Source organism: Actinoalloteichus caeruleus, from assembly GCF_049311605.1.
Lineage (GTDB): Bacteria > Actinomycetota > Actinomycetes > Mycobacteriales > Pseudonocardiaceae > Actinoalloteichus_B > Actinoalloteichus_B caeruleus.
Map to the genome: position 1 here is coordinate 4399684 of NZ_CP186005.1, position 15477 is coordinate 4415160.

Consider the following 15477-nt stretch of genomic DNA (forward strand, 5'->3'; position numbering starts at 1 on the left):
TGGGCGGCCCCCATGATTAGGTAGCGTGCCTGACGTGGTTGGTCCTGATCCCGTCGACACCCGGTTACTCGCGTTGATCGCCGAGGCCGGTCGCGCGTCCGTCACCGACATGGCGCACCGGTTGGGCATGGACGTGCGGGAGGTGGCCGCCCGCCTGGCGGCCCTGTCCGCCGCCGGCCTCCCCCTGGTGGTCGGGGTGGAGTGCGACCAACAGGCCATCCGCAACGTGTTGATGGCGGCCGGAGCCTGGGCGCAGCACCAGTACCAGTCCTACCCGCCCGGCCCGCCACCGGGCTACCCGGCGCCAGCCCCGCCCGGCTACCCGGTGCACGGCACGCCCAGCGGCTCCTACCCTCCCCCGGGCAGCGGTAGCGGCCCCTACCCCCCGCCGGGCAGCGCCAGCGGGGCCTACCCCCCGGCGCACCACCCCGGCGCGGCCAGCGGTCCCTACCCGCACCCGGCACCCGGCTTCCCACCGCCGGGGCAGGCGCCACCCAGCGGCCCGTTCCCCGCACCGCCGCCAGGCCCGGCCGCGCCCCCGCACCCGGCTCCGGCCGCGCAGGAGGGGGCGCCCTCGGATCCCGCCAGCGTGTGGGGTCCACCGCAGTCGGCGTCGTGGGCGAGAGGGGACGGCCCTCCGGCTGCCACCCCCACCCCACCCCGGGCCGGTCAGGTCGGGACGGCCCTGGAGACGCACGGCGTCGAGGGCGAACGCGTCCGCATCCAGCTCCTGGAGGTCGTCGACCCGGCGAACTTCCTGTTCGAGGCAGCCGGGTACACCCTCCAGGAGGGCGAACGCGCCGTCGTCGTCCACACCGAGATCACCAACCAGGGCCCCCTGCCGTTCGCGGCCCTGCCCGACCTGTACCTCGTCCTGGTGACCGAGGACGACCAACCGGTGTCGAAGGCCCCCGTGTCCCTGTCCTCCCGGCCCGCCTACCGCATCGGAGTGGGACCCGGGGAGACCGCCGGCGGCCACTCGGTGTACGTGCTGCCCGACAGCACCCGGGTCACCTCCGTCCGCTGGAGCCCCGGACCCGACCCCGACCACCGCACCCTGACCTGGACCGTCGACGAGGACTGAGCGGGCCGCCCGCGCGGCGCCGGCCCCGGAGGGTGACGCCGGCGAAGCTCCGCCCGGTCAGGCGTCGCGGCGGCCGAACATGCGGCCGACCCAGCCAGCCCTGCCGTCGGGCTCCTCCCGGTCGTCGTCACGGCTCCGGCTGAACGTCGGCCAGTCCCGGGTCTCGCCCTCGACCGACTCGGGCGCCTCGGCCCCGATCACCGCCGGCGCCGCCTGGCCAGCCGCCGTCTGGTCCACCAGCGGTCGCGGGGTCGGCTCGGTCGGCGGGTCGAAGGGGTCCCGCCGACCGCCCCCGGCCATCGACGCGCCGCCGGCCGAGGCCCCCACGGCCACCGGTGGCAGCGCGAACCCCATCGGCGGGGTGGGCGGTTCCTCCGGCCCCGCCAGCCTTCCGCGTCCCGCCTCGATGTACTGCTCGTCTCGTCCTTGCCGCACGACGTCTCCCCAGTCGGTCCCGTTCGGGCTCACAGCCGTCCCCACCACGCTAGACGGTGACGGCGCATGATCCACCCATTCCGGTCACTTCGTCCCGAGGTCGTGGCCGACCCGTTGCGTCGGCACACGCCCGACCGGCTGGGCCCGGGCCGGGACAGCCCGCGCCAGGGGACCACCGCCCGGCGGTCAACTCTCCGAACGCAGCCGCCGCAACGCCTCGGCGAGGTCGTCCGGGTACTCGCTGGTGAACTCCACCCACTCCCCCGTGCCCGGGTGGTCGAACCCGAGCCGCCTGGCGTGCAGCCACTGCCGCGTCAGCCCCAGCCGCTGGGCGAGGGTGGGGTCGGCACCGTAGGTGAGGTCACCGGCGCAGGGGTGCCGCAGCGCGGCGAAGTGCACCCGGATCTGGTGCGTCCGCCCGGTCTCCAGCCGCACCTCGGCCAACGAGGCGGCCCGGAAGGCCTCCACCACCTCGTAGTGGGTGACGCTGGGCTTGCCCCCCGCCACCACCGCGAACTTGTAGTCGTGCCGGGGATGCCGGTCGATCGGGGCGTCGATGGTGCCGTTGGTCGGATCAGGGTGACCCTGGACCACCGCGTGGTAGATCTTGGAGACCGTCCGCTCCTTGAACGCCCGCTTCAGGGTCGAGTACGCGGTCTCGCTCTTGGCGACCACCATCACCCCGGTGGTGCCCACGTCGAGCCGGTGCACCACCCCCTGCCTCTCGGCGGCACCGGACGTCGCGATCCGCAACCCCATCGCCGCCAGCCCCGCCAGGACCGTCGGCCCGGTCCAGCCCGGGCTCGGGTGGACGGCGACCCCGACCGGCTTGTCGACGACAGCCACGTCCTCGTCCTCGTGGAGGATCCGCAAGCCCGGCACCGGCTCGGGTGCGGCCACGACCGGCCGCTCCGGCTGGGGGAGCTGGACCTCCATCCACGAACCGGCCACCAGCCGGTCCGACTTGCCCGCGGGAGCACCGTCGATCACCACGCCACCGGACTCGGCGATCGAGACCACGGCCGTCCGTGACAGACCGAGCAGCTTCGCCAGGCCGGCGTCGACCCGCATCCCGTCGAGTCCGTCGGGCACCGGAAAGGTGCGGGTGTCGCTCATCGCTGGTCGTCTCCCTCGGCGGTGGTCGTCTTCTCCTGGTCGGCGCGCCCCCGGACGGTGCTCCCGTCGTAGTCCCGGCCGAGCACGGCCAGCACCACCAGCAGCGCCACCCCGCCCACCAGCGCGGAGTCGGCGACGTTGAACACCGGCCACACGCTGCCGTCAGGAGCGAACAACGAGACGAAGTCCACGACGTGGCCGTGCAGGGGCGCCGGGGAACGGAAGATCCGGTCCGCGAGGTTGCCCAGCGCACCGCCCAGCATGAGGCCCAACCCCAGGGCCCAACCCACCGAGCGCAACCGGGGCGCGATCCAGATGATACCCACGACCACGCCGACGGCGACCAGGGTCAGCAGCCACGTCATGCCCGTCGCCATCGAGAAGGCGGCGCCGGGGTTGCGCAGCAGCACCAGGTACACACCGCCACCGAGCAGCCGCACCGGCTCCCGCCCCTCCAGCTGGGCGACGGCCACGACCTTGGTGACGAGGTCGAGGGCGAACGCCACCCCGGCCACCACCGCGAGCAGGCCCACCCGTCGTCTCGGCGACCCCCCACCAGGGGGCACGGCGGGGCCGCTGGGTCCGCCGACGGCTCCCGCGTCGGCGTTGGCGGGATCGTCGTCGGCGTTGGACCCCGCAGGGCCGGTCTCGGTCACCCAGTCATTGTGACCTACCGGCATCGACGCTGGTCACAGGCGTCGACACCGGCCAGCGGGCGCTGGTCGGGCAGCCCCGGGCCGCTCGGTGGGGCCACCCGCGCTCAGGCGGGCCCGTCCCCCAGGAGCCCGACCGGCAACCGCCGGGGGTCCGGGACTGGCACCCAGCGCCCGTCCCGCTGGGCATAGGACCAGGCCGGCCCCGAGGCCACCACCGCCCGGAGCGCGGCGAGCAGGCGGTCGACGTGCTCCTCGGTGGCTCCCAGGCCCACGCTGACCCGCACCGCGCGTCCCCCACCGACCCCCGCCCGGGCCAGCAGGCGCTCGGTCGCGACGTGCGCGCAGAACGCCCCGTCCCGCACCCCGATCCCGTACTCCGCCGACAGCGCGGCGGCCAGCAACCCCGGGTCGATCCCGTCGACGCCGAAGCTGACGACGCCCACCGAGGGGGTGGCATCGTCGAACAGCCGCAGCGGACGCACCCCCGGCACGGCCGCGACGCCCTCCCGCAGTGCTCCCGCCAGCCGGTCCTCGTGCTCGGCCACCCCCCGCCAGTGCCCCGACAGCGTCTCGCAGGCCACCGCGAGCGCGTGCGCTCCCACCACGTTCGGCGTCCCGGCCTCCTGGCGCTCCACACCGGCCGCCCAGGTCACCCGCAGATCAGCTCCCACGGACTCCACCAGGGCCGACGCTCCTCCACCCCGCAGGTACGGCGGCGCCGACCGCAGCAGGCGCGCGGGCCCCGTCAGCGCCCCGCAGCCGAAGGGCGCGTAGGCCTTGTGCCCGGAGAAGGCGAGGAAGTCCACCCCGAGCTCGGACACCGACACGGGCCGGTGGGGCGCCCACTGCGCGGCGTCGAGGACGGACAGGGCTCCGTGCCGACGGCTGACCTCGGCCAACTCGGCCACCGGCCACAGTTCACCTGTGACGTTCGACGCGGCGGTGAGCACCACGGCGACCCGGTCACCGTCGGCGACCAGCCCGGACAGCTCCGCCTCCAGCGCCGCCACCGCCTCACCCCGGGTACGCGGCGCGCGGACGCGGCGCACCCGGCGGCCGGCCCAGGGCAGCAGCGCCGCGTGGTGGTCGGTGTCGAAGGTGACCACCACGGTCCCCACCGGCAACACGGCGGCGACCAGGTTCATCGCGTCGGTGGTGTTGCGGGTGAACACGACGTCGTGGTCGGGCGGGGCGTCGACGAACCGGCGCACCGTCGCCCGCGCGTTCTCGTAGATCCTCGTCGACGCCTGCGACAGCAACCCGGCTCCCCGGTGGACGCTCGCGTACCAGGGCAGGACCGCGTCGACGGCGTCCCGCACCGCCTCGAGGCAGGGGGCGCTCGCCGCGTGGTCGAGGTTCGCGTACGGGACATCCCCGCCGGTCACCAGCGGGACCCGCAGGTCCGCACCGACCACCGGCGGCAGGGCCGACGCGGGGGGCGCGAGGCGGGACGGGCGGGCGGTGGTGGGTGCGGACGACATGGCACGACCTCCTCGGATCCAGGGGGGACCCGGTGGTAGGCCCCGCGCTTGCCCGACACCACACGGCTCGGGCCTGGTCCTCACCCGGAGCACCCCACCGCGGAGGAGGGTTGCCGGCCAGCGAGCCGGGGCTTGGCGCTGGCGCTCATGACCTGCGGCAGAACCTAACCGCCGCCGCCCGACCTGTCCAGCGGGCCTCCCAGCCACTGGGAGCCGGCCCGACCGCACCCACCGGAACAGCCACCCCCGCGCTGGACCCGCCCGGGCACCGTCGTCCGCCCCTCCTCGGTCGCCGCCGGCATCAGCCCTCCAGCAGGGTGCGCAGGCGGTCCTCGGCCGCGGTCTCGTCGAGGTCGACGACCAGCCACTTGTCCCGACCGCGTTCCCCGGCGTCCACTCGCACGGCTTGGCGGCGGACACCGAACGCGTCCGCCACCGCGCGGCGGAGCGCCTCATTGGCCTTGCCCTCGACCGCCGGGGCGGCCACCGCCACCACCAACGCCGGCCCCAGGACCCCGTCCCACCTGCCCCCGACGACGGTTCGTCGCGCGCCGGGTTTGACACGCACCGCGAAACGGAACACGACCGTCCACCTCCTCCGCCGGGCGTCCCGACCGGCCGCCCGCACCGACCACCCTGCCCCGACACGCGAGCCGAGCGCGGTCGGGGTGCTGGTGGGCCCGCGGCGGGCGAGCCGCCCAATCAGTGCCGCTGTCTCGTCAGGTCCAGGGACCGGGGCACCAGGAGGCAGGCCACGACTGGCACCGCCAGGAGGGTCACCGTCGCCAGCGACTCGCCGAACGCCGCCCTCGCCAGCCGCACCCACCTCGGGCACCCCGGACTCCGAGGACAGCTCCAGGACCGCGGCGAGGGGCTCCCCGGCCGGACCGGCGTCAACACCCCCGACATCGGCCTCCCCCAGCCCGACTTCCAGTTGGGCGCGGTAGAACACTGAGGCCAGACTGCCGAGCACGGCGACGCCGAGCACGGTGCCGAGGTCGTAGGCGGTCTCCTCGATGGCGGCGGCGTTGCCGGCCTTCTCCGGGGGTGTTCCGGACATGATGATGGCCGAGGCGATGGCCAGTGATCCCGCGCCAGCGCCCAACAGGGCCAGCCCGATCGCCAGGGTCGGGTAGGAGAAGGGATTGGGCGCCACGGGCAGCAGCAGGAACCCGACTCCGGCGACCGCGAGCCCGCCGGCCCTGGCCGAGGGGCGGACCTGACCGGAAGCTGAGGTGATCCGCGCGGACGGCGACACCGACGGCTGGATGGCGTCGGTGGATCACCGGCGCGGTCGCGGTGCGTGCACCTACGGGACGGAGGGCTGGTTTCAACCAGAACTGACCTGATGGATCGCGTCGACCAGTGGGTACGCGACGGCCCGGTGCCACCGAGGTGGCGGTGCGGGAACAGGGGCGGGGACCGCCCCTGGGACAGACGCGTCCCGGCTCACGGGAGCGGCCACCACACCGGGCAGGCGGCCGCCGGGGCCTGCGACCCCTCGTCGACGGGCCTCGGCTGACGGCCCCGCACCGGGGACCGCGCCCCACCGGCTCCCCTTCCCGGCATGGGAGGGCGGGACGGCCCGTCCGTCCCCCCGCACGACCACCACGGCCCACCCGCACCGCTCGCCACGCCCGAGCGGGGGCGCCCATGGCGCGGCGGACGACCGGTTCGCCCAGTCCCGGCGGGAGCGGGACGGCCACGACGGCCCCGACTGCCGCGCCGGTCGGTCACCGGCCCGGCGGCCGGGACCTCGTCGGTGGTCCCGCCGGGCGCCGCCGGGCGGGACACGTTCCCACCGGCGACGGCGCCCGAGGGCTCACACCCTGGTCACGGAGACCCGCACGGAGGTCCCCTCGCCCACCGTGCCGGTGAGCGCGGGCGCACCCTCCTCGATGGCGGTGGACAGCGACACCGCCAGGGTCTCGCCCCGCACGAACTCCTCGTGGGCGGTCACCGCCGCCACCAGGTCCGCCGGCACCTCGACCGCCAACCCGATCCGGTCCGAGACGTCGAGACCCGCGTCGCGGCGGGCCTGCTGCACGACGCGGACCAGGTCGCGGGCGACGCCCTCGGCCGCCAGTTCCGGTGTCACCTCGGTGTCCAGGGCGACCAGCCCCGCGTTACCCGGCAGGGACTCGACGTCGTCCACGTTCTTCGCCAGCCGCTGCTCGTACTCGCCCGGCAGCAGCTCCACACCGGCGACGACCACCGTGCCGTCCTCGGTCTCGTGCCACTCCCCCGCCTTGGCCGCGCGGATGACCTTCTGCACGTCCCGGCCCAGTCGGGGGCCGGCCACCCTGGCGTTGACCGCGAGCTCGAAGGAACCGTACGAGCTGCCGTCGTCGGTGAGCTCGACCTCCTTCACGTTGACCTCGTCCTTGATGAGGTCGGCGAAGGGCGCCAAGGCCCCCGGGTCGGCGACCACGGCGGTCAGCCTGGCGAGCGGGAGACGAACCCGGCGCCGCGCCGCCTTCCGCACGGCCAGGGCCGAGGAGCACACCTGCCGGACCTGGTCCATGGCCGCGACCAGGTCGGGATCCGAGGGCAGGGAGTCCGCGTCCGGCCAGTCCGTCAGGTGCACCGATCGGCCGCCGGTGAGGCCGCGCCACACCGCCTCCGAGGTCATCGGCAGCAGCGGGGCGACGACCCGGCAGGTCACCTCCAGCACCGTGTGCAGGGTGTCCACCGCCTCCTGGGACCCGGCCCAGAACCGGTCGCGGGACCGACGCACGTACCAGTTGGTGAGCACCTCCAGGAAGTCCTGGACCTCCGCGCACGCCGAGGCGATGTCGTAGTGGTCCAACCGCTCGGTGACCCGCCGCACCAGGTCGTGGGTCTTGGCGAGGACGTAGCGGTCGAGGACGTGCTGGGAGACGCCGCGCCCGGCGGCGGCCAGTTCCTCCCCGTCCGCGTAGGACACCCCGGTCAACGACTCCGCGTTGGCGTACAAGGACAGGAAGTACCAGGAGTTCCACAGCGGCAGCACCGCCTTGCGCAGCGACTCCCGGATTCCCCGTTCGGTCACGATCAGGTTGCCGCCGCGCAGGATGGGGCTCGCCATCAGGAACCAGCGCATGGCGTCGGAACCGTCGCGGTCGAAGACCTCGTTGACGTCCGGGTAGTTGCGCAGCGACTTGGACATCTTCTGCCCGTCGGACCCGAGCACGATCCCGTGCGACACGCAGTTGCGGAACGCCGGCCGGTCGAAGAGCGCGGTCGCCAACACGTGCTGGGTGTAGAACCAGCCACGGGTCTGGCCGATGTACTCCACGATGAAGTCGCCGGGGTGGTGGTGTTCGAACCAGTCCGCGTTCTCGAACGGGTAGTGCACCTGCGCGTAGGGCATCGACCCGGAGTCGAACCAGACGTCGAGGACGTCCGGGACCCGGCGCATCGTGGACCGACCGGTGGGGTCGTCCGGGTTGGGTCGGGTCAGCTCGTCCACGTAGGGGCGGTGCAGATCGGTCAGCCGCACCCCGAAGTCCCGCTCCAACTCGTCCAGCGAGCCGTACACGTCCACCCGGGGGTGGCTCGGGTCGTCGGAGACCCACACCGGGATCGGCGTACCCCAGTACCGGTTGCGGGAGATCGACCAGTCCCGGGCGCCGGCCAACCAGTTCCCGAACTGACCGTCCTTGACGTGCTCGGGGTACCAGGTGATCTCCTGGTTCAGCTCGACCATGCGGTCCTTGAACGCGGTCACCCGCACGAACCAGGAGGACACCGCCCGGTAGATCAGCGGGTTGCGGCACCGCCAGCAGTGGGGGTAGGCGTGGTCGTAGGTCTCGTGCCGCAGGAGCACCGCGCCCTGTTCGGAGGCGCCCTCGGTGCCGTCCCGCAGGTCGCGGATGATGTTCGGGTTGGCCTCGAAGACCTGCTGGCCCTCGTAGTCGGACACCTCGGAGGTGAAGCGGCCCCTGGCGTCGACCGGGGTCACCGGCTCGATGCCGGCGGCGTCGGTGACCGCCTTGTCCTCCTCACCGTAGGCGGGGGCGATGTGCACGACGCCGGTGCCGTCCTCGGTGGTCACGTAGTCGGCGGCGAGGACGCGGTGGGCGCCCTCGTGCCCGACGAAGTACGGGAACGGCGGTGCGTAGCGCAGCCCGAGCAGCTCGGAGCCGCTGTGGCGGGCCAGGACCAGCGGGTCCTCGCCGAGCTCCCTGGCGTAGGCGGCCAGGCGCGCCTCGGCCAGGACGAACCGCCGCCCGTCCGACTCCACCAGCACGTAGTCGACCTCGGGGTGGACCGCGGTCGCCAGGTTCGCCGGCAGGGTCCAGGGCGTGGTCGTCCAGATGAGCAGGTAGGCGCCGTCGAGGGCGGAGTCGTTGCCGGTGACGCGGAAGCCCACGGTGACGGCGGGGTCCTGGCGGCGCTGGTAGACGTCGTCGTCCATCCGCAGTTCGTGGTTGGACAGCGGGGTCTCGTCCCGCCAGCAGTAGGGGAGCACCCGGTAGCCCTCGTAGACCAGCCCCTTGTCCCAGAGCTGCTTGAAGGCCCAGATCACCGACTCCATGTACCCGATGTCGAGGGTCTTGTAGTCGTTGTCGAAGTCCACCCACCGGGCCTGCCTGGTGACGTAGGACCGCCACTCGTCGGTGTAGCGGAGCACGGAGGACCGGCACGCCTCGTTGAAGGCGGCCACGCCCATCTCATCGATCTGCGACTTGTCGGTGATGCCCAGCTGCCGTTCGGCCTCCAGCTCGGCCGGCAGGCCGTGGGTGTCCCAACCGAAGCGGCGCTCGACGCGGCTGCCGCGCATCGTGCGGTAGCGGGGAACGACGTCCTTGACGTAGCCGGTCAGCAGGTGGCCGTAGTGCGGAAGACCGTTGGCGAAGGGCGGACCGTCGTAGAAGACGTACTCGTTGGCCCCGTTCTCGCCCGCCGGCCGCGCCTCGACGCTGGCGGCGAAGGTGCCGTCGGCAGCCCAGTAGTCGAGGACGGCGAGTTCGAGGTCGGGGAAGGAGGGCTGGGCCGGCACGCCGCGCCGCTCGTCGGCGGCCGTGGTCCCGTCGGCCGAACCGTCGGCCTCGGATCGCGGTGTTCCGGTGAGATGGACCCGGGGGTAGGCCATCGGTGTCGCTCCTTGGGGCGTCGTGGCTGGCGTCCTGCGCACGGACCGGAGTCTCAGGGACTCCAGCCCCCACGGGGACGACGCGCACTCGCAGGCGCACCGCGGTACCACCCCGCTTGCCGCCGTCGCCGGTACGACCGGCCGCGACGACCTCTCTTCTGGGCTGTGACGGGCCCACCCGTCCGGTTCTACTTGGCTCCCGTCCCAGGGGCGGCGCCGTTCTTCCGGAGGCTCCCCGGTGATGGCCGGATCGGTGCCTGTGACGACCAGCATAGCGAGGGTCGCGAGCGGGAACGCGCACGGATGCCCTCCGCTGGCCCGACCCGCTCCGCCGGCGACGTCACACCTGCCCGGCGAGCTCGTCCTCGCTCTCCGGAGTGAGAGAACCCCGACCGAGTGCGCACTGATCACGGTCCGTTTTCACCGCAAGGAGTGAACAACCGGCGGCCGGGCGACCCCTCGGGGGTCGCCCGGCGGACAGCTGGCAGTCAGCCCACAGCCGTGGGAACTCCGGTCAGCCGGCCTCCGCCCGCGTGCCGAAGGTGTAGCCGGACTGGTTGGCCCGCCCCTCGGGCACCGCCGAGCCCCGGTCCTCCAGCTCGCGGAGCTGCGAGTCCAGCATCGTCTTCAACCTGGTCCGGTACTCACGTTCGAAGGTGCGCAGCACCTCGATCTGCTTCTCCAGGCTGTTCTTCTCCTGGGTGATGCTCCCCATCACCTCGGCATGCTTGCGCTGGGCGTCCCGTTCCAGGCCGGTCGCCTTCTCCCTGGCCTGCCGCTCCAGCGTCTCGGACCGGGTCCTGGCCTCGGACACCATGGTCTCCGCGCGGGTCCTGGCCTCGTTGATCATGCTGTCGGCCTTCGTGCGCGCCTCCGAGAGCAACTGCTCGGACTTGGCCCGTGCCTCCGAGAGCATCCCGTCGGCCTCGGTCTTGGCCTCGCCGGTCAGGCGGTCGGCCATCTCCTGGGCGAGTCCCAGCACCTTGGCGGCCTGCACGTGGTGGTCGCCGCCCGGGGAGGTCTGCTCCATCGGGGTGGGCGGCGGGACCGGCGAGAGCCGACGCGGTTCGTCCACCGGCCGGACCGCGGTCACCGACCCGGCGTTCGCCCTGGCGTCCTCCAGGTCGGCCCTGGCGTTGTCGAGCTGCTGGTCGAGCTGCTCGACCTGGTTGCGGAGCTCGTTGTTCTCCTCGATGAGCCTGGCGAGCTCGGACTCAACCAGGTCGAGGAAGGCGTCCACCTCGTCCTCGTTGTAGCCCCGTTTACCGATCGGGGGCTTGCTGAACGCGACGTTGTGAACGTCGGCGGGGGTCAGAGACGGCATGGTCAGATCACCTCACGCACTCCTCGACTCTGCGGCACCTGGGCTCCCCGTAACCCCGTGTGCTCCAGTCGAAACCTGTTAGGAAGGCACAACCAGTTGCATCGCGATGAAGACAACCAGCAGTAGCACCATAATCGACAAGTCCAGCCCCACGCCGCCGATCCGAACGGTCGGGATGAGCCGACGCAGCGCACGAACGGGTGGGTCTGTCACTGTGTAGATGGTCTCCAGCGCGACCGCAACCCCTCCGTTGGGTCGCCACTCGCGGGCGAACGACCGCACGAGCTCGACCACGATCCTGGCCATCAGCAGCAGCCAGAAGAAGAACAACACGTAGTACAGGACGATCCGGACCGCATCCACGCTCTTCACTCTGCCACTAGTCAGCCGCGACCAAACAGCCCGCCCTCGGCGAGCTTCTTGCGCTGCTCGGCGGTGACGTCGACGTTGGCCGGTGAGAGCAAGAACACCTTCGTCGTGACCTTGTCGATCGACCCGCGCAGCGCGAACGCGAGGCCGGCGGCGAAGTCCACGAGACGCTGCGCGTCCGCGTCGGCCATCTCGGTGAGGTTGATGATGACCGGGGTGCCGTCACGGTAGTGCTCCCCGATCGTCCTGGCTTCCTTGTAGGTCTTCGGGTGCAGTGTCGTGATCCTGCTCATGACGCTGCTCGCCGGCTCCGGCGCCGGGCGGATCCGGGTAACGGGTTCCCGTTGCGGATCCACGGCCAGCGCTCCCCGGGTCGGCGCGTCCCCGCCCGACCACTGCCGCCGGGGCCAGGGGCGCTGCTCGCCCTCGGTGTAGTCCTCGTCGTCGTCCTCGAACTCGGCGGGGCGGTAACCGCCGCGGTAGGAGCTGGAGCGGCGGCCACGAGTAGCCGACCGGTCGCCGTAGGAGTCGTAGTCATCACCATCTTGGTACCCGTCCCGGTAGCCAGACGACGACTCGTCGTACGCCTCCAAGTCGTCGGTGGGGACCATTCCGAAGTAGGCCTTCAGCTTGTGCAACGCGCTCATGGACAGCCCTTCCCCGCCTCCCGGTCCGCCAGGCCGTCGGCCTCAGCTTCCCCCCGTACCACACGACTCGACGGCCATCCGGCCGCCGTGGTTTCCCCGTCAACCTCAAGGCGAGGCTAACTTCCGGGTACCCAGCAGACCGGTTCCGACACGCACGAGGGTTGACCCCGCCGCGATGGCGTGTTCCATGTCCCCACTCATCCCGGCGGAGACTTCGGTGGCTCCTGGGTGGTGGCGCTGGATCTGATCGGACACGGTAGCGAGACTATGGAACGCCGTCAGGGGATTACCACCCAATGGCGCGACAGCCATCACTCCGCGCAGCCTCAGTTCACTCGCCTGGGCTACGGATTCCGCGAGAATTGTCACTTGCCCGGGTGGGCAACCACCACGGTCAGCATCCTCGTCGAGACTCACCTGGACCAGCACGTCCAGCGGCCGGCTCCGGTGGCCCTCGTCGAGGGCGGCCCGCACCCCGCCGCGCAACGCCTCGACGAGCCGGAGGCTGTCCACGGAGTGCACGACGTCCGCCCACCGGGCCACCGCCCGCGCCTTGTTCCGCTGGAGCCGGCCGACCATGTGCCAGCTCACGTCGAGCGCGGGCCGCAGCTCGCCGACCCGTCCGATCTTGGGCCGGGCTTCCTGGTCCCTGCTCTCCCCGAACTCGCTGAGGCCGAGGTCGGCCAACAGAGCCACGTCCTCCGCCGGGAAGTTCTTCGTGACGGCCAGCAGGCGCACCGAACCCGCCTCCCGGCCGGCCGCCCGTTCGGCGTCGGCCAGGCGACGGCGCACCGTCCGCAGTCGCTCCGCCAGTTCGCTGGCGCGGTCCTCGGTCACGGTCAGCTCCGTTCGAACCACGTCACCGCGGCGAACCGCCCGGTGGGGGCTCCCCGTCGGTGGCTGAACAGTTCCGGGGACTCCACCGTGCACCGGGGGTCCGCGCCGACCCGGCCCACGCCGGCCTCGGTCAGTTGGCCCAGTAGACCCGCCCGGAGGTCGAGACCGGGAGTTCCCCTGCGCGTGCGGCACGCCGTACCCGGAACGTGCCGCTCGACGTCGGCGCGCATCGCCTCCGGCACCTCGTAGCAGTCCCCGCACACCGCCGGGCCCAACAGCGCCTCGACATCGCCCACCCGCGCCCCGGCGCGTTCCATCGCGGCCAGGGTCGCCGGGAGCACGCCGACCCGGGTACCGATCCGTCCCGCGTGGACCGCGGCCACCACCCCGGCGACCGGGTCGGCGAGCAGGACCGGCACGCAGTCGGCCACCAGCACCACCAGTGCCAGCCCTGGTTCGGCCGTCACCAGGGCGTCGGTGGCCTCCACCGCCTCCGCGCGCGGGCCGTCCACGGTCGTCACGCCGCGGCCGTGCACCTGTTCCATCCACACCAGGCGGTCCGGGGGCAGCCCGAGCTCGTCGGCGAGGCGCCGGCGGTTCGCCGCGACGGCGGCGGGGTCGTCACCGACGTGGTCCCCCAGGTTGAAGGCCTGGTAGGGACCGGAGGAGCGACCGCCCTCCCTGGTGGTCACGATGCGGCGGACGCGCACGTGTCGGTCTTCCCTTCGCCCGGGTGTCGCACTGTCGAGAGTGATCTTAGGAAGAGCCGGGGTGGCCCGGACGCGGGAGTCCCGCCAACGGCGACCAACCCGCCCCGCGAACAGCGAAACGGCCGCCCCCCGGCTTGGACCGGGGGGCGGCCGTTGGTGCTGGCCCGTCGTCACCGCCTCATGAACGGTGGGATGTCGACCTCGTCGTCCTCGGCGTCGTCGGCCACGGGTACGGCCCGCCCCGGCAGGGAGCTACCGCCACCGAGACCCCGGTTGGGGAAGGCCGGCCGGAGCCCTTCCGCTCCCCCGGACTGGACGTGGGGGTGCTGCTGCTCACCGACCCCACCGATGCCCGGCTGACCGGTCGGGAACGCCGACTCGGCGGACGCGGGCGGCCGGTAGGGCTCCGGGGCGGGGCGGGGCGGGTCGGTCGGGTGGGCGTGGGTGAGCCGGGGCTGCGCGGGCGGCGGGTCCACCGCCGGAGGCGAACTGGGCCGCGCCGGCTGCGCGGGCTCTGGCTGGTAGGTGCTCGCGGACTCGCCGGTGGGTGCCGACCGGTCGGCGCTTCGGGAGGTGACCGGCGCGGGCTCCAGGCTCTTGTGGGCGGGAACGCCCCCGTCGAAACCGGCGGCGATCACCGTCACCCGGACCTCGTCGCCGAGCGAGTCGTCGATCACCGTCCCGAAGATGATGTTGGCGTCCTGGTGCGCCGACTCCTGCACCAGCGACGCGGCCTCGTTGATCTCGAACAGACCGAGGTCCGACCCACCGGCGATCGAGAGCAGCACACCGTGCGCGCCGTCCATCGACGCCTCCAGCAGCGGGGAGTTGATGGCCTTCTGCGCCGCCTGCACCGCTCTGCCCTCCCCGCGCGCCGAGCCGATGCCCATCAACGCGCTCCCCGCGTCCGACATCACGCTCTTGACGTCGGCGAAGTCGAGGTTGATCAGGCCCGGGGTGGTGATCAGGTCCGTGATGCCCTGCACACCGGAGAGGAGCACCTCGTCAGCCGACCGGAAGGCGTCCATCAGGCTGACGCCGATGTCACCGAGCTGCAACAGCCGGTCGTTGGGGATGACGATGAGCGTGTCGCACTCGTTGCGGAGTTCCTGGATGCCCTGTTCGGCCTGCTTGCCCCGGCGGTTGCCCTCGAAGGAGAACGGCCGCGTGACCACACCGATGGTCAGAGCGCCCAGCTTCCGCGCGATCGAGGCGACCACGGGCGCGCCGCCCGTTCCCGTACCACCGCCCTCACCGGCGGTGACGAAGACCATGTCGGCCCCCTTGAGGACCTCCTCGATCTCCTCGCGGTGGTCCTCGGCGGCCTTGTGGCCGACCTCCGGGTTCGCGCCGGCGCCCAGCCCTCTGGTCAGCTCGCGCCCGATGTCCAGTTTGACGTCCGCATCGGACATCAACAGCGCCTGGGCGTCCGTGTTGACCGCGATGAACTCGACGCCCTTGAGCCCGACCTCGATCATTCGGTTGACCGCGTTGACGCCGCCGCCACCGATGCCGACGACCTTTATCACCGCGAGGTAGTTGTGCGGGGGCGTCATCGGATCCGCCTTCCTGATCTGGCTCGTGCTTCGAGTGCTGCGCTGGCCAGGACCAGCGCGTCCAGGACCTGGTCGTCCTGGACCGGAAAACCCCGGCGCGGAACCGGGAGTGCGCCTCGTCCAGTCAACCCGTGTCTCGATTGCGGACGTTAGGCACCGTAACGCCTGTGGTCCAGCAGCCACGC

The 15477-nt window shown here is 72.7% G+C and carries 13 protein-coding genes, 1 pseudogene and 1 riboswitch; of the genes and pseudogenes, 1 reads left to right on the forward strand and 13 read right to left on the reverse strand.

Annotation, left to right across the window (positions count from 1 at the left end; translation table 11 throughout):
* Positions 1–34: 34 nt before the first annotated feature.
* Positions 35–1084, forward strand: coding sequence for an AsnC family protein (locus ACOJVX_RS17700; RefSeq protein ID WP_026420029.1), 1050 nt, complete (start codon positions 35–37; stop codon positions 1082–1084).
* Positions 1085–1141: 57 nt separating this feature from the next.
* On the opposite strand, the gene ACOJVX_RS17705 is transcribed toward ACOJVX_RS17700, so the two are convergent.
* From ACOJVX_RS17705 to ftsZ, 13 genes and pseudogenes are all read right to left on the reverse strand, one after another.
* Entirely contained in the window at positions 1142–1519 is a 378-nt protein-coding gene (locus ACOJVX_RS17705) for a hypothetical protein (RefSeq protein ID WP_155886228.1), read from the reverse strand.
* Between the two features lie 186 nt (positions 1520–1705).
* Positions 1706–2635, reverse strand: coding sequence for an RluA family pseudouridine synthase (locus tag ACOJVX_RS17710; protein WP_026420027.1), 930 nt, complete (start codon positions 2633–2635; stop codon positions 1706–1708).
* A complete protein-coding gene (gene lspA, locus ACOJVX_RS17715) occupies positions 2632–3291 on the reverse strand; it encodes a signal peptidase II (protein WP_425475822.1) in 660 nt (219 codons plus the stop codon). Before lspA ends, ACOJVX_RS17710 begins: the two co-directional genes overlap by 4 nt.
* Before the next feature lie 104 nt (positions 3292–3395).
* On the reverse strand, positions 3396–4772 hold the full coding sequence (locus tag ACOJVX_RS17720) for an aminotransferase class V-fold PLP-dependent enzyme (RefSeq protein WP_103056433.1): 1377 nt from the start codon (positions 4770–4772) through the stop codon (positions 3396–3398).
* A 39-nt stretch (positions 4773–4811) separates the two neighbouring features.
* Positions 4812–4925: riboswitch (SAM riboswitch) on the reverse strand.
* A 148-nt stretch (positions 4926–5073) separates the two neighbouring features.
* Positions 5074–5355, reverse strand: a complete 282-nt coding sequence (locus ACOJVX_RS17725; RefSeq protein WP_026420025.1) for a DUF167 domain-containing protein — start codon at positions 5353–5355, stop codon at positions 5074–5076.
* A 347-nt stretch (positions 5356–5702) separates the two neighbouring features.
* A pseudogene (locus tag ACOJVX_RS17730) lies at positions 5703–5916 on the reverse strand (MFS transporter); the annotation flags it as partial.
* 678 nt (positions 5917–6594) lie between these two features.
* Positions 6595–9849 carry an isoleucine--tRNA ligase gene (ileS, locus tag ACOJVX_RS17735; protein ID WP_422646936.1) on the reverse strand — a complete coding sequence of 1085 codons (3255 nt, stop codon included), beginning with the start codon at positions 9847–9849 and terminating at the stop codon, positions 6595–6597.
* A gap of 514 nt (positions 9850–10363) precedes the next feature.
* Positions 10364–11173 carry a DivIVA-like cell division protein Wag31 gene (locus ACOJVX_RS17740; RefSeq protein WP_026420023.1) on the reverse strand — a complete coding sequence of 270 codons (810 nt, stop codon included), beginning with the start codon at positions 11171–11173 and terminating at the stop codon, positions 10364–10366.
* A gap of 78 nt (positions 11174–11251) precedes the next feature.
* Positions 11252–11536 (reverse strand): YggT family protein, encoded by a 285-nt coding sequence (locus tag ACOJVX_RS17745; RefSeq protein WP_026065904.1) that lies wholly within the window; start codon positions 11534–11536, stop codon positions 11252–11254.
* 20 nt (positions 11537–11556) lie between these two features.
* Positions 11557–12189: a cell division protein SepF gene (locus tag ACOJVX_RS17750; protein WP_026420022.1), complete on the reverse strand. Its 633-nt coding sequence runs from the start codon at positions 12187–12189 to the stop codon at positions 11557–11559.
* 105 nt (positions 12190–12294) lie between these two features.
* Positions 12295–13026 (reverse strand): YggS family pyridoxal phosphate-dependent enzyme, encoded by a 732-nt coding sequence (locus tag ACOJVX_RS17755; RefSeq protein ID WP_026420021.1) that lies wholly within the window; start codon positions 13024–13026, stop codon positions 12295–12297.
* 2 nt (positions 13027–13028) lie between these two features.
* Positions 13029–13736, reverse strand: coding sequence for a peptidoglycan editing factor PgeF (gene pgeF / locus ACOJVX_RS17760; RefSeq protein ID WP_026420020.1), 708 nt, complete (start codon positions 13734–13736; stop codon positions 13029–13031).
* 170 nt (positions 13737–13906) lie between these two features.
* Entirely contained in the window at positions 13907–15292 is a 1386-nt protein-coding gene (gene ftsZ / locus ACOJVX_RS17765; protein WP_026420019.1) for a cell division protein FtsZ, read from the reverse strand.
* Positions 15293–15477 lie beyond the last annotated feature (185 nt).